At 75.9% G+C, this 15,680-nt stretch carries 17 protein-coding genes and 1 riboswitch; of the genes, 7 read left to right on the top strand and 10 right to left on the bottom strand.

Annotated elements, in window-relative coordinates:
* Nucleotides 1-62: 62 nt before the first annotated feature.
* From O2W14_RS01135 to O2W14_RS01110, 6 genes are all read right to left on the bottom strand, one after another.
* On the bottom strand, nt 63-500 hold the full coding sequence (locus O2W14_RS01135) for a GNAT family N-acetyltransferase (protein WP_269174247.1): 438 nt from the start codon (nt 498-500) through the stop codon (nt 63-65).
* 46 nt (nt 501-546) lie between these two features.
* Nucleotides 547-1,959: a LamG-like jellyroll fold domain-containing protein gene (locus tag O2W14_RS01130; RefSeq protein ID WP_269174246.1), complete on the bottom strand. Its 1,413-nt coding sequence runs from the start codon at nt 1,957-1,959 to the stop codon at nt 547-549.
* The gene (locus O2W14_RS01125; protein WP_269174245.1) at nt 1,956-2,579 is read right to left on the bottom strand and encodes a hypothetical protein; all 624 of its coding nucleotides are present in this window, start codon (nt 2,577-2,579) and stop codon (nt 1,956-1,958) included. The genes O2W14_RS01130 and O2W14_RS01125 overlap by 4 nt, the downstream gene beginning before the upstream one ends.
* A 198-nt stretch (nt 2,580-2,777) precedes the next feature.
* Nucleotides 2,778-4,355 (bottom strand): flotillin family protein, encoded by a 1,578-nt coding sequence (locus O2W14_RS01120; protein WP_269174244.1) that lies wholly within the window; start codon nt 4,353-4,355, stop codon nt 2,778-2,780.
* On the bottom strand, nt 4,352-4,903 hold the full coding sequence (locus O2W14_RS01115; protein WP_269174243.1) for a hypothetical protein: 552 nt from the start codon (nt 4,901-4,903) through the stop codon (nt 4,352-4,354). Before O2W14_RS01115 ends, O2W14_RS01120 begins: the two co-directional genes overlap by 4 nt.
* Before the next feature lie 108 nt (nt 4,904-5,011).
* On the bottom strand, nt 5,012-6,403 hold the full coding sequence (locus O2W14_RS01110) for a LamG-like jellyroll fold domain-containing protein (RefSeq protein WP_269174242.1): 1,392 nt from the start codon (nt 6,401-6,403) through the stop codon (nt 5,012-5,014).
* A gap of 260 nt (nt 6,404-6,663) precedes the next feature.
* A riboswitch (TPP riboswitch) is annotated at nt 6,664-6,757 on the top strand.
* Between O2W14_RS01110 and thiM the strand changes: the two genes are divergently transcribed.
* The 4 genes from thiM (at nt 6,750) to O2W14_RS01090 (ending at nt 9,671) form a co-directional block, all read left to right on the top strand.
* Entirely contained in the window at nt 6,750-7,541 is a 792-nt protein-coding gene (gene thiM / locus O2W14_RS01105; RefSeq protein WP_269174241.1) for a hydroxyethylthiazole kinase, read from the top strand. It overlaps the preceding riboswitch by 8 nt.
* Entirely contained in the window at nt 7,538-8,182 is a 645-nt protein-coding gene (gene thiE / locus O2W14_RS01100; RefSeq protein WP_269174240.1) for a thiamine phosphate synthase, read from the top strand. The genes thiM and thiE overlap by 4 nt, the downstream gene beginning before the upstream one ends.
* Nucleotides 8,179-9,003: a bifunctional hydroxymethylpyrimidine kinase/phosphomethylpyrimidine kinase gene (gene thiD, locus O2W14_RS01095; RefSeq protein ID WP_269174239.1), complete on the top strand. Its 825-nt coding sequence runs from the start codon at nt 8,179-8,181 to the stop codon at nt 9,001-9,003. Before thiE ends, thiD begins: the two co-directional genes overlap by 4 nt.
* Nucleotides 9,000-9,671, top strand: coding sequence for a TenA family protein (locus O2W14_RS01090; protein ID WP_269174238.1), 672 nt, complete (start codon nt 9,000-9,002; stop codon nt 9,669-9,671). The genes thiD and O2W14_RS01090 overlap by 4 nt, the downstream gene beginning before the upstream one ends.
* Before the next feature lies 1 nt (nt 9,672).
* On the opposite strand, the gene O2W14_RS01085 is transcribed toward O2W14_RS01090, so the two are convergent.
* Nucleotides 9,673-10,356 (bottom strand): hypothetical protein, encoded by a 684-nt coding sequence (locus O2W14_RS01085; RefSeq protein ID WP_269174237.1) that lies wholly within the window; start codon nt 10,354-10,356, stop codon nt 9,673-9,675.
* A gap of 61 nt (nt 10,357-10,417) precedes the next feature.
* On the bottom strand, nt 10,418-11,758 hold the full coding sequence (locus tag O2W14_RS01080; RefSeq protein WP_269174236.1) for a DNA polymerase IV: 1,341 nt from the start codon (nt 11,756-11,758) through the stop codon (nt 10,418-10,420).
* Nucleotides 11,759-11,807: 49 nt separating this feature from the next.
* Between O2W14_RS01080 and O2W14_RS01075 the strand changes: the two genes are divergently transcribed.
* Nucleotides 11,808-12,392 (top strand): class I SAM-dependent methyltransferase, encoded by a 585-nt coding sequence (locus O2W14_RS01075; RefSeq protein ID WP_269174235.1) that lies wholly within the window; start codon nt 11,808-11,810, stop codon nt 12,390-12,392.
* 99 nt (nt 12,393-12,491) lie between these two features.
* Nucleotides 12,492-12,950: a cupin domain-containing protein gene (locus tag O2W14_RS01070; RefSeq protein WP_269174234.1), complete on the top strand. Its 459-nt coding sequence runs from the start codon at nt 12,492-12,494 to the stop codon at nt 12,948-12,950.
* 44 nt (nt 12,951-12,994) lie between these two features.
* Here the strand turns inward: O2W14_RS01070 and O2W14_RS01065 are convergent, their stop codons facing one another.
* Nucleotides 12,995-13,873, bottom strand: a complete 879-nt coding sequence (locus O2W14_RS01065; RefSeq protein ID WP_269174233.1) for a hypothetical protein — start codon at nt 13,871-13,873, stop codon at nt 12,995-12,997.
* Nucleotides 13,870-14,916 (bottom strand): SPFH domain-containing protein, encoded by a 1,047-nt coding sequence (locus O2W14_RS01060; protein WP_269174232.1) that lies wholly within the window; start codon nt 14,914-14,916, stop codon nt 13,870-13,872. Before O2W14_RS01060 ends, O2W14_RS01065 begins: the two co-directional genes overlap by 4 nt.
* Before the next feature lie 36 nt (nt 14,917-14,952).
* Between O2W14_RS01060 and O2W14_RS01055 the strand changes: the two genes are divergently transcribed.
* Entirely contained in the window at nt 14,953-15,651 is a 699-nt protein-coding gene (locus tag O2W14_RS01055; RefSeq protein ID WP_269174231.1) for an NUDIX hydrolase, read from the top strand.
* Nucleotides 15,652-15,680: the final 29 nt, after the last annotated feature.

Raw genomic sequence — 15,680 nt, 5'->3', positions numbered from 1 at the left:
CCGGGGTGCCCGGGAGGGCAGAGGGCAGAAGTGGCCACTCCCGCCCCCTCGGGGCGCGGGGGTCAGCGGGCGGGGAGGCGCATGGGGAGGTGGAGGATGCCGTCCTCGTCGTAGTCCGGGCCCGAGCGGCGGAAGCCGAAGCGCTCGTACCAGCCCTCCAGGTACGCCTGGGCGCCGATGTCGATCTGCCGGCCCTCGCTGAGCTCGATGCCGCGCTCGACCAGCCGGGCCGACAGCCCGCGGCCGCGCGCGGACACCGCGGTGGCGACCCGGCCGATGGCGCGGTCCTCGCCGTTGTGCAGCAGCCGGATGGTCGACAGCACCGTGCCGTCGCCGTCGGCGACCCAGAGGTGCTGCGTGGTGGGCTCGGTGTCCCGGCCGTCGAGCTCGGGGTAGGGGCAGGCCTGCTCGACCACGAAGACGTCGACCCGCAGCCGCAGGACGCCGTACAGCTCGGCGGGGGTCAGCTCGGCGAAGCGGGCGGTGCGCAGTTCGGTCACCGGGAGATGGTGACCGGTGCCCGGACGACGTCCGGCGTCGGGTCGGTCAGCCGGCGGCGGCGTACTGGGCCGCCACCTCGGCGTCGGTCAGGGCCGACGCGTAGATGCCCAGGTGCGCGATCGAGCCGGCGAAGTACCGGCTCGTCGGCATGTCGGGCCAGCCCTCGAGGCTGTCGTAGCCGGCCCGGAAGTACCCGGAGACCGGCTCGGCGGCGTTCATCGCGGGGTTGGAGACGACGATCTTGCCGTCCACGTAGAGCCGCGCGCCCGTCCACGGGGAGAACGTCGCGGTGACCAGGTGCCACGCGCCGTCGTTGTAGGTGCGCGGGCTGGTGATCGTCTGCGGACTGCCCCGGTAGACGCCGAACTTCAGAGTGCCGGCGTTGGTCATGTAGACCATCCGGTCCTTGGTCGTGGAGGTGTCCCCGTCGGTGCCGTTGCCGAAGCCGACCAGGTACCCGCCGCGGGTGGTGGTGGTGCGGAACCACAGCTGGGTGCTGAAGGTCTGCGGGTTGGCGACGTTGATGGGGGTGTGGACGAAGCCGGAGGCGCCGTCCAGGGTCACCGCGCGGGAGGCGCTGTTGCAGGCCGGTCCCGGGGCGCCGAGGGTCACGCCCCCGGCGTAGGTGCCGTTGCCGGGGTAGCTGCCGCGGTTGACCGCCACCGTGCCGCTGGTCTCCTGCAGCGGGAGGTACTGAGCGGCGGACTCACCGCTCGCGGCCGAGGAGCAGGTGAACCAGGGGACGGCGGCGAAGGAGTTGGCGTGGTTGGCCGTCGTCCCGCTGAACGCCGCCACCGCCGTGGTGGGCAGCAGGACGGCCACGACGAACGCGGCCGTCGCCCCGCGCACCGCCGTCCGGGCGAGGCGGCGGGGCCGGGGGCCGTCGTCGCCCGGGGGCACACCAGGACCAGGGGACGCGTCGGCCGCCGCGTCGTCGGGCGCGTCGTCGGGGGAGCGGTGCAGCAGGGCCAGGCCCATCAGTGCGACCAGCGCGAGTGCGGCGCCGGACAGCGGGAGCCAGCGGCCCTCCGCGGCCCACACCACGGGCAGGCCCAGGGCGGGCAGCCGCAGCGCGCCGACGCCGTGCACCGCCGCCGCGTCGACGAGCGAGGCGTCGGGGGTGACGTTGGCATCGCCCCGCAGCTGGAGCAGTCCGCTGTCGGTGACGGCGACCAGCCGGTGCAGCCGGAGGCCACCGGGGACGTCCGGGTCGTCGACGAGCAGGACCTGGCCGGGCTCCAGGGCGGCGGTGGCCACCGGGCGGACCAGGGTGACGTCGCCGGGCTGGACGCTGGGCGCCATGGAGCCGGACATCACGACGGTGGACTGCCAGCCGGCCACCGCGGGGACGACGGAGACCAGCACGAGCAGCACCAGCGCGCCCAGGACGGTGCGGGCCAGCGCGCTGATGACCAGTGCGCCACGGGAGTCCCGGAGCGCGGGCAGGGAGGCGCTCACGAGAACCTCGACTCCCAGACGAACGTCGCGCCGGCCGTCCCGCCCTGGGCGGACAGCGGGGTGTCCTGGTCCAGGGAGACGGTGATCTCGTAGGTCCGCGTCTGACCGGCGGCGGGCGCACTCCAGGACGCCCGGCCGTTCGACCAGCTGTCCGCGGGGAGGTCGGCCAGGCGTCCGGAGAAGACCTGGGACTGGGACTGGAAACCCGTGCAGCCGGCGGTGCCGCCGCCGGTGCCGATCCGGACGCCGACGTTCAGCCAGCTGGCCAGCGACCGGGTGCTGGTCGCGCCGGTGACGTACAGCCGGACGTCGGAGGTGCGGGCGGTCGGGGCCACGGTCGAGTTGGTGGAGCGCACGACGATGCACCGGGTGCCGGCGCTGTCCCCCGGCTTGAGACCGGTGACGGTGAACAGCCGGCCCTCGGCGTCGTCGTCGGTGAGCGTGATGGTGGCCGCGCCCGCCGTGGCCCGCAGGGCGGCCGTCGAGTCGGTGAAGCCGGCCGAGGCCGACTGCCAGACCACGGTCACGGCCAGCAGCAGGGCGCCGGTGGCCGACGCGACCGCGGCGAGCCGGGCCCGCGCGCGGCGGGACCTGGGGCGACGAGCGGTGGCGCTGCGCATCCTCGGTCCTCCCGGCGTCGGTGGGTCAACGGCTCCTGCGGTGGTCCCGCAGCAGTGACGCTAGGGGCAACGACCGGATCAAGGCAGACGTTGAGTGACTCGGTCACCCCGCAGGGTGACCATCCCGGGGCATGACGACGCCCCACCGGGTGGCCTCGGGACGCCGGGCCACCCGGTGGGGCGGGGGGGACGGAGCGGTCAGCGGTGCCCGTCGGCCGAGGCGCCGTTGCTGCTGGGACCGTTGCTGCTGGCGCCGTCCAGGACCACGCCGTCCAGCGGCACGTGGGTGACCGGGGCCGCGGGGCTCCCGTCGGACGCGCCGACGCCCAGCCGGCGCAGCATCGCGGCGACGTCCAGGCCGGTGAGGTCACCGGTGATCTGCATGCCCTGTGCCACGTTCGCCGCGACCGACCGGCCCAGCGCACCGGCGCCGTCGGCGGAGATGACCGTCATCTTGTCCACCGCGGCCAGCGGGGCCGACGCCGCGGACACCACGTCGGGGAGCACCTTCACCAGCAGGTCCAGGATCGCGGCCTCGCCGTAGTTCGCGAACGCGTCGGACCGGGCGTCCATCGACTCGGCCTCGGCCTTGCCGCGGGCCAGGATGGCGGCGGCCTCGGCCGCACCCTCCCGCTCGACGGCGTCGGCGATGGCCTCACGGCGCAGCTTCTCGGCCTCACCGCGCTTGGCGCCCTCGATCGCCTCGGCCTCGGCGAGCGCGCTGCGGCGGGCGCGCTCACCCTCACCGGACAGCCGCGCCTGCTCGGCGGCGGCCTGGGCTGCGGCGATGGTGGCCTGACGCTGGGCCTCGGCGGTGAGGATCGCGGAGTTCTTGCGGCCCTCGGCCTCCTGCTCCACCCGGTAGCGCTCGGCGTCGGCCGGACGGCGCACCTTGGTGTCCAGCTGCGCCTGGGTGAGGGTGGCGGTGCGCTCGGCGACCTTCTCCTGCGCGGCCAGCACCTCCTGGTCCTGGGCGGCCTGGCTCAGCGGGCCGGCCGCGGCGGCCCGGGCCTTGGCGGCGTCGATCTCCGCGTCGATCTCGGCCTGCTTGAGCGCCAGCTGCCGCTGGGAGATGGCGATGGCCTCGTCGGCCAGCAGCTGCTCCTGCTGCGCCGCCTGCCGGGCGCGGGCCTCGGCGATGGAGGCCTCCTTGAGCACCCGGGCGGCCTCGGGCCGGCCCAGGTCGGCGAGGTAGGTGCCCTCGGCCTGGATGTCCTGCAGCTGGAAGGTGTCCAGCACCAGGCCCTGGCCGGTGAGGGAGGACTCTGCCTCCTCGGCCACGGCGGAGGCGAACGCCGCCCGGTCGCGGATGATCTCCTCGATCGTCAGCCGCCCGACGATGGAGCGCAGCGCACCGGCCAGCACCTCGGAGGTGAAGGTGTCGATGCCCTCCTGCTGGTTGAGGAACCGCTGGGCGGCGGCCCGGATCGCGCCCTCGTTGCCGCCGACCTTGACGATCGCCACGCCCTCGAGGTCGCACTTGACGCCCTGCAGGCTCACCGCGCCGCGGATGCCGACCGGGATCCGGCGGCTGGACAGGTCGATCGAGTGCAGCTTCTGCACGACCGGGAGCACGAAGACGCTGGCCCCCATCACCACCTTCTGCCCGCTCATGTCCCGGCTGACCGCGCCGTCGGTGCTGGTGACCGAGCGGCCCTGCCGGCCGGTGACCAGGAACGCCTGGTTGGGGCCGGCGACCTTGATCCGGGAGAGCACGAGCAGGACGAGCAGCAGCACCAGCAGTGCGATGCCGCCGATGGCGATGAGCAGGGTCACGGGGTTCCTCCGGTGTCTGGGAAGGGGGTCGTCTCCGGGGCGGTCGAGACGACGTGCACGGAGGTCTCCGTGGGGGTGTCGACGACGTAGACCGGCGTGCCCGCGGGCAACGGGACGTCGCTGCGGGCGTGGTACTTGAGCTGCTGGCCGGCGACCGCCAGCCGCACCTCGCCGAACCCGCCGGCCGGGACCCGGCTGACGACGACGCCCTGGGCGCCGAGCAGCCGGTCGGGGGTGAGGGTCGGTTCGGTGGGCATGTCGCGCAGCGAGGCCGACAGCCGGACGGCGCCGGCGGCCAGCGGCAGCGCGACCACCAGCCCGGCGACCAGGGCGAGCAGCACGGTGGCCGCCCCCGGCAGCTCGGGCAGCAACGCGGTCGCCGCGGCCCCGCCGAAGCCGATGCCGCCGAGGAAGGCCGCGATCGCGGGTACCGAGAACGGGCCGTCGGCGTCACCGAGCTCGGCGATCTCCCCGGCGAGCAGGGACACGACGAGCACGAGCAGACCCAGCCCGCCGACGGCGAGGAAGGCCACGGCGACGGGGTCCACGTGGGCCTCCTCCTGGGGTCTCGGGCGGCCAGACTCCCAGGTCAGCGCATCGCGGACAACCTGTCTCACCCCTCTGGGGGCGGGAAACGGACGGTGCCGTCCGCGTCCTCAGCCGGCAGCGGCGTACTGGGCGGCGACCTCCGCGCGGGTCAGCCGGCCGGCGAAGACGCTCAGGTGGGCGATGGAGCCGGCGAACCAGTGGCTGGTGGGCACGTCGGGCCACCCCTGGAGGCTGTCGTAACCGGCCCGGAAGTACCCGGTGTTGTTCTCCGCCGCCGTGATCGTGGCGTCGGAGGCGACGATCGAGCCGTCGACGAAGAGCCGGATGCCGGTGTCCGTGGAGAAGGTGGCGGTCACCAGGTGCCACTTCCCGTCGTTGTAGGCCGCCGGCGAGATGACGGTCTTCGGGACACCGTCGAAGACGCCGAAGCGGAGGTGCCCGGTGGTGGTCATGTAGACCATCCGGTCCTTGACGCTGGACGTGGCGCCGTTGGTGCCGTTGCCGAAGCCGATCAGGTGGCCGCCGCGCGTGGTCGTGGTGGAGAACCACAGCTGCGTGGAGAAGGTCTGGCCCGGCGGCAGCGCGACGGTGACGCCGGTGTGGACGAAGCCGGAGGAGCCGTCCAGCCGGACCGCCCGCGAGGCCCCGGTGCACGGTGGACCGTCCACCCCGTGCGTCACCCCGCCCGCGTAGGTGCCGTCACCGGTGGCGGAGCCGCGGTTCCGCGCGACGGTCCCGCTGCTCTCCTGGAGGTCCAGGTACTGCGCCGCGCCGGCCGACCCGGAGGTGCAGGTGTAGTACAGCGCCGAGCGGAACACGTCGGGCCCGTTGGCCGTGGCGGCGGTGTAGGCCGCCGCGGCGGTCCCGTACGCGGCCGCCCCGGTGCCCGGCAGCAGGACGGCGACGGCGAGGACCGCCACCGACCGGCGCCGCACCCGCCGGGGACCCCGGTCGGGCCGCTGGTCGACCGACGGGCGGTGCAGCACCGACAGGCCCAGCAGGGCGGCCAGCGCCAGCCCGGCGCCACCGAGCGGCACCCAGCGCTGCTGTGCCGCCCACAGGACCGGCAGGCCGAGGCCGGGCAGCCGCAGGGCGGCGACCCCGTGCACCGCTGCCGGGTCGACGAGCGAGCCGTCGGCCGTCGGGTTGGCGTCGCCCCGCAGCCGCAGACCGCCGTCCTCCACCGACACCAGGCGGTGCAGCAGCAGTCCGCCGGCGCCGTCCGGGTCGTCGACGAGCAGCACCTGCCCGGCCGCGAGGTCGGAGGTGTCGACCGGCCGGGCCACCGTGACGTCCCCGGGCTGCACCCGGGGTGCCATCGACCCGGACGTGACCACCGCCGCCTGCCAGCCGACCACCGTGGGGACGGCGGCGACCAGCACGGCCAGCACGAGCGCGCCCAGCACGGTGCGGGCCAGCACGCTCACGACCAGCGCCCCCGCGGTGCCGCGCAGACCGGTGCGCACGGCGCCGGGCGCGGAGGGGACGGCAGGGGTCATGGGCAGGTGCTCTCGGGACGGGGACCACGCCGGGGCCGGCGCGCTCAGGGGGGGGCCGGTCCGGGGACGCGGTGGTCTCGACGGGGTGGACGTGAGCGGCGCCGGTCACCGGGGTCCTCCGCCGACCAGCCGTCGGGAGTCCTCCCGGCGGCCGAGCATAGGGCGGGCCGGATACGGAACCGGGCAGTTGTGGCCGTGTCGCAGGGGGTGTCGGCCGGAGCACGACGGCGCGGGCGGTCCCGGCGGTGGTGTTAGCGTCGCCCGCTGACACGGGGTGTCCCGCCCGGGACTGAGAGCACACCCGTCGAACCTGCTCCAGCTCCGGCTGGCGAAGGGATGTCACGGCGTGGACGCCACCTCTCTGCGCGCTGCACACGCGGCGCTGCGCAACAGCTCCCCCCTGGTGCACTGCCTGACCAACACCGTCGTCCAGACGATCACCGCCAACGCGCTGCTCGCGGTGGGCGCGGCGCCGGCGATGGTCGACGAGCCGGCCGAGGCCGGCGAGTTCGCCGCGGTCGCCTCGGCGGTGCTGGTCAACGTGGGCACGGTGCACCAGCGCACCGCCGAGGCCATGCGCATCGCCGCACGGGCCGCCGGGCAGGCCGGCACCCCGTGGGTGCTGGACCCGGTCGCCGTCGGCGGGCTCGCCTTCCGCACCGGGCTGGCGGCCGAGCTGGTCGGGCTGTCGCCCGCCGTCGTCCGCGGCAACGCCTCGGAGGTCATGGCCCTGGCCGGTGCCGGCACGGGCGGCCGCGGCGTGGAGAGCGTCGACGGTCCCGAGGACGCGCTGGAGGCCGCCGGCGAGCTGGCCCGGCGCACCGGGGCGGTCGTCGCGGTCAGCGGCCCGGTCGACGTGGTCACCGACGGGCACCGGGTGGTCCGGGTCGGCGGCGGCTCGGTGCTGCTCACCCGCACCACCGGCGCCGGCTGCGCGCTGGGCGGGCTGGTCGCCGCCTACGTCGCCGCCGCCGGGGACGCGCTCACCGGCACCGTCGCCGCCCACGCCCACGTGGCACTGGCCGCCGAGGCCGCCGCCGCGACCGCGGCCGGCCCGGGCACCTTCGCCGCCCTGTGGCTGGACGCCCTCGACGCCGTGGACGGCGACGCGCTGACCCGGGCACAGGTGAGCTGGTGACCCGCCGACTGGACCCCACGCTCTACCTGGTCACCGACACCCTGCTCTGCGCGCCCCGGTCGGTGCCCGCGGTGGTGGCCGAGGCCGTCGCCGGCGGCGTCACCGCCGTCCAGGTGCGGGACAAGACCGCCAGCCGGCGCGACCTGCTGGCGCTGACCCGCGCCGTGCAGGAAGTGCTCGAGATGACGCCGCACGTACCGCTGTTCGTCAACGACGCGGTCGACGTCGCGCTGATCACCGGCGCCGACGGCGTGCACGTCGGCCAGGACGACCTGCCCGCCGACGAGGTCCGGGCGCTGCTCGGGCCCGACGCGCTGATCGGGGTCTCCACCGGCAGCGACGCCGAGCTCGACGCCGTCCTGGCCCTCCCCGACGGCACCGTGGACCTGGTCGGCATCGGCCCGGTGTGGGCCACGCCCACCAAGCCCGACGCGGGGGAGTCGCTGGAGCCCGCCGGGGTCCGCGCGCTGGCCGCGCGCGCCCGGGCCGCGGGCCTGGTCGCGGTGGCGATCGGCGGCATCCACGCCGACAACGCCGCGCTCGTGACCGGCGTCGACGGCCTCTGCGTCGTCTCCGACGTCTGTGCGGCCGACGACCCGGCCGAGGCGGCCCGGCTGCTGCGCAAGGAGATCGGACGATGACGGCCGCGGTCGCGCTGACCGTCGCCGGCAGCGACCCCAGCGGGGGCGCCGGGGTCCAGGCGGACCTGAAGACCTTCAGCGCACTGGGTGCCTACGGCACCGCGGTGCTCACCGCGCTGACCGCGCAGAACACCCGGGGGGTCACCGGGGTGCACGGCGTCCCGGCGGACTTCGTGGCGCAGCAGCTGGAGACGCTGTTCGCCGACGTCACCGTGCACGCCACCAAGCTCGGCATGCTCGGCACCGCCGACGTCGTCCGGGAGGTCGCCCGGGTCCTGGCCGGCCGGCCCGGCGGACCGGTGGTCTGCGACCCGGTCATGGTGGCCACCAGCGGTGACCGGCTGATCTCGGCCGAGGCCGTGGACGCCGTGCGGGCCGACCTGCTGCCGGTCACCGACCTGCTCACCCCCAACGTGCCCGAGGCGGCCGCACTGCTCGACGTCGCACCGGCCACCACGGTCGAGGAGCTGGCCCCGCAGGCCACGGCACTGCTCGCGCTGGGGCCGGCGGCGGTGCTGCTCAAGGGCGGCCACCTGGGCGGGGACACCAGCGTCGACGTCCTGGTCACCGCGGGCGGGGTGCTGGAGACCCGGCGCCCGCGGGTGGACACCACCTCCACCCACGGCACCGGCTGCACGCTGTCCTCCGCCCTGGCCGCACTGGCCGCGCAGGACCGGCTGGCCGGCCGCGAGCCGGACTGGGCGCCACTGGTCGACCGCGCCCGCGACCACCTCCAGTCGATGTTGGAGGCGGGTGCTGCTCTCGGCGTCGGCTCCGGCCACGGCCCGGTGCACCACTTCGCCGGGTGGTGGGCGGCGTGAGCTTCACCGACGACGCCTGGGCCGCCACGGCGGCCCTGCGGACGGCGATCGAGGAGCTGGCCTTCCTCGCCGAGCTGGGCGACGGCACGCTCGCCCCGGCGGCGTTCCGGCACTATCTGGAGCAGGACGCCCTCTACCTCGCCGGGTACGCGCGGGCGCTGGCGCTGCTGGCCGCCCGGGCACCGGACCCCGACGCCGCCGCCTTCTGGGCGGACTCCGCGTCGGTGACCCGCACGGTCGAGACGGCACTGCACGCCGACCTGCTGGGCTCGGAGCTGCTGGGCCCTGCGTCCGCGGAGCTGCTGCACTCACCGACCTGCCTGGGCTACGTCTCCTACCTGGTGGCCACCGCCGCGACGGCGTCCTACGAGGTGGCCGCGGCGGCGGTGCTGCCCTGCTACTGGGTCTACGCCGACACCGGCGTGCGGCTGGCCGCGACCGCCCGCAGCACGCCCGGGCACCCCTACGCCCGCTGGGTCGCCACCTACGACGACCCGGCGTTCCAGGAGTCCACCCGCCGGGCGCGGCAGCTGGTCGACGACGCCGCGGCGGCCACGCCGTCGGCGGTGCCGGCGATGCACCGGGCGTTCGCCCTGGCCACCCGGTACGAGCTGGAGTTCTGGCGGTCGGCGCACGAGCAGGAGAGCTGGGCCCACCCGCTGGGCTGACTCAGCCCTCGTACAGGACCTCGCGCAGCACCCGGGCGGCCAGCTCGTCGCCGCCGGCCGCGGCGATGGAGAAGTGCTCGATGGCACCCTCGACGTCACCGGCGCCCAGCAGCAGGACGCCGAGGTTGTGGTGGGAGTGGATGTCCCCGCCCTCGATGCCGGCCCGGTAGGCGGCCTCGGCGGCGACGACGTCGTCCAGCTCCTCGCGGTAGATGTTGCCCAGCGGCAGCCAGCTGGCGACCTCACCGCGGACGGCGCCGCGCTCCAGGACGCTGCGGGCCTCCTCGACCCGACCGGTGACGCGGAGCAGGTCGGCCAGGCCGGCGCGGGCGGAGTGCGAGTGGTCGGCGCCGGCGCGCAGCTGCGGCTCCAGCGCCGGGTCGCGGCTCTCCACCCAGCGCCAGCAGGCGAGGGTCCCGGCGGCGGTCGGGTTGCCGGCGTCGGCGGCCAGCTGCGCCCAGTGCCAGGACTCCAGGTGCCGGCCGGCCTCGCGCAGCAGGTGCGCCAGCTCGAGCGCGGCAGGGGCGTCACCCCGCTCGGCCGCCTGGCGCAGCGACCGCTCGCGGAGGGTCTCGACGGTGTCGGGCCCGTCGGCGGTGGGGCCCTGCGCGGACGCGGCGGGGTCGCCCGGGGACCGGGCGACGAGGTGGTCGTCGTCCGAGGGGAACTGGGGGTCCAGGGGCACGTGGGGAGTCTGGCGTGCCCGGGGGCCCGCGCGCCTCACCCCAGCGGGCTGGTCCACCCGTTCAGGGGGTCCAGTCCGGGGGGTCGCCCGGCTGCAGCGCCGGGTCGTCGGCGGCCAGCGTCCGCACCGGGCCGGGCCTGGTCAGCGGGCCCTCGAAGCGCACCGTCACCCGGTTCAGCCCGCTGCCCCACACCCAGCCCGCGCCCAGCTCGGGGTGGACGACGTCCTGGCCGGGGTACCAGGCGTGCACCGCCGGTCCCGGCCGCGGGTCGTCGGGCACCGGCTCGACGTCCGGCTCGTCGGCGACGGGCTCCACGACCGGTGCGGCCTCGGTGGCGAAGAGGTCGCCCTGGGCGTAGGGCGAGAGCCCGGAGACGCCGACGCCGAGCAGCCGCAGCCCGCCGGTGCGGTCGACGGCGGCCAGCAGCCGGTGGGCGACCTCGGCGATCTGCCGCGGGTCGTCGAGGGCGTGCGCGAGGGTCTGCGAGCGGGTGAGGGTGCTGAAGTCGTAGCGGCGGACCTTGAGGGTCACCGTGCGCCCGGAGGTGCCCGAGCGCTGCAGCCGCGTGCCGACCCGGGCCGACAGCGCGTCGACCTCGGCGGCCAGCCGGGCGGGGTCGGTGACGTCGCGGGCGAAGGTCTCCTCCGCGCTGACGGACTTGGCCTCCCGGTCGGCGACCACCGGACGGTCGTCGTCGGCGCGGGCCAGCCGGTACAGCCCGGCGCCGTTGGCCTGCCCGACCAGACTGGTCAGGTCGACGAGGGAGAGCCGGTGCAGGTCGCCGACGGTCTTCACCTTGATCTGGGCGAGCCGCTCGGCGGTGACCGGGCCGACGCCGCCCAGCGCGCGCACCGGCAGCGGGTGCAGCACCGCCAGCTCCGTCCCGGCCGGGACGACGGTCAGCCCGTTCGGCTTGTCCAGCTCCGAGCCGATCTTGGCCAGCGACTTCGACGTCCCGATGCCCACCGACCCGGTGACCCCGCCGGTGGCCGCGGCCAGGCGCGCCTTGAGGTCGGTCGCCATCGCGGTGAGCCCGGCGACGCTCAGGTCGTGCCCGCCGGCGGCCAGGTCGACGTAGGCCTCGTCGATGGAGACCGGCTCGACCAGCGGGGACAGGTCGCGCAGCAGCGCCATGACGACGTCGGAGGTGCGCCGGTAGGCGGCGAACCGGCCGCCGAGGAACGCCGTCCCGGGTGGGCAGAGCCGCCGGGCCTCCGCGGTGGGCATGGCGCTGCGGGCGCCGAACGCACGCGCCTCGTAGGAGGCGGTGGCCACGACGCCGCGCCCGCCGGTGCCGCCGACGACCACCGGCCGGCCGCGCAGGGAGGGCTTGTCGCGCTGCTCGACCGCGGCGAAGAAGGCGTCGAGGTCCAGGTGCAGGATGCTCGGTTCGCGCCGCACGTTCCTCCCCCCTCCGCCGGCGTCCCGGCCGACCGTCGATGATGCCCCCATGGTCGAGCCGAGCGCATGGACGCAGATCACCCAGTCCGACCCGGAGCACTCGCACCGCTACGTCGAGCGGTTCCGCGCCATGGCCGCCCGCGGCGCGGACCTGGCCGGGGAGGCGCGGATGGTCGACGCGATGCTGCCGCGCGGGGCCCGGGTGCTCGACGCCGGCTGCGGCCCGGGCCGGGTGGGTGCGGTGCTGCACGCCGCCGGGCACACCGTGGTGGGCGTGGACGGCGACCCGGTGCTCATCGCCGCCGCCGAGGCCGACCACCCCGGCCCGCGGTGGCTCGTCGGCGACCTGGCCGAGCTGGACCTGGGCGAGCAGTTCGACGGCATCGTCTGCGCCGGCAACGTGATGGCGTTCCTGGCGCCCGGCACCCGGCAGGAGGTGCTGCGACGGCTGCGGGCGCACCTGGCCGACGGCGGCCGGGCGGCGTTCGGCTTCGGCGCCGGCCGCGGCTACGAGTTCGAGGACTTCCTCACCGACGCCCGGGCGACCGGCTGGGAGCCCGACCTGCTGCTGTCCACGTGGGACCTGCGTCCGTTCACCCCGGACGCCGACTTCCTCGTCGCCGTCCTCCGTTGACCTTCTGAGGGCGAAAGTGGCCACTTTCGTCCCGTCGTGGGGGCCAGCCGGGACGGCGCCCTCCTGGTGGCCGTGCTCTCCCCGGTGTAGGCACGGGGCATGACGTACCTGCCCGACCCGGCCACCTGGTCCCGCGCCGCAGACCAGGGGTCCGCCGGCCGCACCCGGTTCATCGCCACCGGGAGCCAGACCCGCGGCGACCTCGGCCTGTTCGAGGTGACCATGCCGCCGGGCGGCAGTGGGCCGGGCCCGCACCTGCACCGCACGTTCAGCGAGTCCTTCCACGTGCTCAAGGGGTCGCTGGCCGTGCTCGCGAACGGCGCGTGGACGACCGCGCACGCCGGTGACCTGGTGTACGTGCCCCGCTCGGGGGTGCACGGCTTCCGGTCGGCCGGGCCCGACGTCGGCGCCCGCTTCCTGATCCTGTTCACCCCCGGCATCCCGCGGGAGGAGTACTTCACCGGGCTGGTCGAGCTGCACGCCGACGGCCGGACGCCGTCCACCGAGGAGCTCGACGCCTTCGCGCTGGAGCACGACCAGCTCAACCTCCGCGACTGACCGCTCTCCGGGAGCGAAAGTGGCCACTTTCGCCCTCAGGGGGCTCAGGCGAGGGAGAGGTGGGTGGCGGACCGGCGGAGGGTGACCGTCTGGCCGTAGGAGAGGTCCAGGTGGTCGGCCTCCAGGCCGTCGCCGAAGACGACCAGCCGGTCACTCTCGACGGTCACCCGCAGCGCGTCGTCCGGGCCGAGCAGCCCCTCGGTGGACGACGTGCCGGTGACCGGCGACGGCCACGCCTCGCGCACGAACCAGGTCAGCTGGGGCTCCACCGGGCCGGGCAGCCGCAGCGCACTGTGCCGCTCCAGCCACACCGACCGGCACCAGCCGGTCGACCCGGTGCCGGTGGCCACGATCAGCCCGGACGACGCCTGACGCTCCGGCTCGGCCCCCGGGGCGGTGAGCCGCCAGCGGGCGGTCTGGTGGGTGGGGGAGCCCACGTAGACCTCGTTGAGCGCCCGCAGCGACTGCCCGTCGTCGGTGACCGCCTCGACCATGGTCAGCGGCGTCGGGGCCGGCCGGTCGCGCAGCAGCGCGGCCACGTCGTCCGGCCGGTGCCGCACCAGCACGCCGGGGTTGCGGCCGGGCTCGGGGTCGACGCCGATCACGGTCTGCCCGTCGAGGTACTTGGCGACGTTGGCCACCAGCCCGTCCTGGCCGACCACCAGGACGACGTCGTCGGGGGCGAACAGGAAGCGGGGGAGGTCGGCGCGCTCCACGCTGCCGCGGCGCCAGTCCAGCGGGATCCCGGCGGTCGCGGTGGCCACGGCCTGCGTCTGGGCGGCGTCCCGGGCCCGGACGTCGTCGACGTCCCGGCCGCGGGTGCGGAGGAAGAACGCGGCGGCGGCCGGGGTGCCGTGCCGGGCCACCAGCTCGGTGAGCTCGGTGGCCCGGGACACGACGACCACCCGCGGGGCCAGGCTCATCGCGCGCCCAGCTTGGCCAGCACCGGGGCCAGCAGGTCGGGGGTGAGCACCAGGCTCTCGATCCGCGGCAGGTTCGCCGCCAGCTGCTGTACCGCCTGCGCGACCAGCACCTCCGGCGCGACCCCGGCGTAGGCGGCCAGCTCGGCCTCCTTCGCCTCGGCGGCGGCCGCGCCCAGCACCCGCTGGGTCTGCGCCCGCACCGCCGCGGCCCGCTCGTCGCGGCGGGCCTGGGCCTCGCTGGCCACCTCCGCGGCGGCCGCGGCCTGCTCGGCCTCCCGCCGGGCGTTGACGCCGCGCTGGCCGACCAGCTCCTCCTCGCGGCGGGCCAGCTCGATCTGGTTGGCCAGCTCGTTCTCGCTGATCGACCGCTCGCGCTCGACGGCGTTGGCCCGGCGCTCGTAGGTGGCCCGGTCGGCCTGCTGCTGCACCTGCTCGCGGGTCGGCGTCTGCAGTGCCCGCTCCAGCTCCGGCTCGGGCCGGATGGCCACCACCCGGACGTCGATCACCGCGATCCCGGTCTCGGCCAGCCGGGCGTCGGCGGCCAGCCCGCGGGCCACGGCCTCGCGCACCGGCGTGACGCCCCGGGTGAGGGTGGTGGTCAGATCGGTGACGGTGAGCAGGTCGAGCGCGTGCTGCTGGGCCGACTCGGTGAGCAGGCCGGCGACCTGGTCCAGCGGGGTGCCCCGCCACCGGCCGGTCTCCGGGTCGATGGAGAAGTCGACGCGGGCCGCGGCCAGCGCCGGGTCGGTGAACCGCGAGGTCAGCGTCATCTGCACGGTGACGTCCTGGAAGTCCGCCGTCCGGGCGTGGAACAGCAGCGGCAGCTCGCGGTCGTCGACCGGGATCTCGCTGAGCACCGCCGACAGCGGGCGGAACCAGAAGCTGGCGCCGGTGCCGGCGTGCACGGTGCGGCCGTTGCGGACGTGCTGCACGTGCGCCGTCGCCGAGCCCCGCAGGTGGCGGGTGAACGGGTAGCGGGTGATGTCGGCCATCAGGGACTCCTCGGTCGTGCCGTTGTCGTCGGAATGACGATAAGTGCTCACCTCGCTTCTCGTCAAGCCGACGATTAGTCTCGTGCCGTGCCCGGCTACGACCCGACCGACTTCCCCGCCGTCGCCGTCACCGTCGACCTGGTGGCGCTGACGGTGGCCGCCGACGAGCTCGCCGTCCTGGTGGTGCGCCGGGGGGAGGAGCCCTTCGCCGGGCAGGAGGCACTGCCCGGCGGGTTCGTGCAGCCGGACGAGGACCTGCTGGCCGCGGCGCAGCGGGAGCTGGCCGAGGAGACCGGCGTCGGCCCGGCCAGCGCCCACCTCGAGCAGCTGGCCTCCTACGGGACGCCGGGCCGCGACCCGCGGATGCGGGTGGTCACCGTCGCCCACCTCGCCCTGGTCGCCGACCCGCCCGCGCCACGGGCCGGCTCGGACGCGGCGGCGGCCCGCTGGGCGCCGGTCGCCGAGGTGTCCCCCGGGCTGGCCTTCGACCACGACACCGTGCTGCGGGACGGCGTCGAGCGGGCCCGGGCCAAGCTGGAGTACAGCTCGCTGGGCGCGTCGTTCTGCGCACCGGAGTTCACCGTGGCCGAGCTGCGCCGGGTCTACGAGGCGGTGTGGGGACGCCGGCTGGACCCGCGCAACTTCCACCGCAAGGTCACCGGCACCGCCGGCTTCCTGGAGCCGACGGGGGAGACGACCACCCGGGACGGCGGCCGGCCGGCCCAGCTGTACCGCCGTGGCCCGGCGGCGGCGCTGCACCCGCCGCTGCTGCGCACCGACGGCTGAACGCCGCGCAGCCGGCACCGTCGGCCGTG

Source organism: Modestobacter sp. VKM Ac-2986 (genome assembly GCF_026967795.1).
Classification (GTDB): Bacteria; Actinomycetota; Actinomycetes; order Mycobacteriales; family Geodermatophilaceae; genus Modestobacter.
Note: the sequence above shows the minus strand (reverse complement) of the source record. Positions and strands in the feature narration are given on the sequence as shown.

Excerpts from the sequence above, each read along its gene's own strand:
- O2W14_RS01065 (WP_269174233.1), bottom strand. The coding sequence starts at position 13,873 with ATGAGCCTGGCCCCGCGGGTGGTCGTCGTGTCCCGGGCCACCGAGCTC.
- O2W14_RS01110 (WP_269174242.1), bottom strand. The coding sequence starts at position 6,403 with ATGACCCCTGCCGTCCCCTCCGCGCCCGGCGCCGTGCGCACCGGTCTG.
- O2W14_RS01125 (WP_269174245.1), bottom strand. The coding sequence starts at position 2,579 with ATGCGCAGCGCCACCGCTCGTCGCCCCAGGTCCCGCCGCGCGCGGGCC.
- O2W14_RS01070 (WP_269174234.1), top strand. The coding sequence starts at position 12,492 with ATGACGTACCTGCCCGACCCGGCCACCTGGTCCCGCGCCGCAGACCAG.
- O2W14_RS01075 (WP_269174235.1), top strand. The coding sequence starts at position 11,808 with ATGGTCGAGCCGAGCGCATGGACGCAGATCACCCAGTCCGACCCGGAG.
- thiD (WP_269174239.1), top strand. The coding sequence starts at position 8,179 with ATGACGGCCGCGGTCGCGCTGACCGTCGCCGGCAGCGACCCCAGCGGG.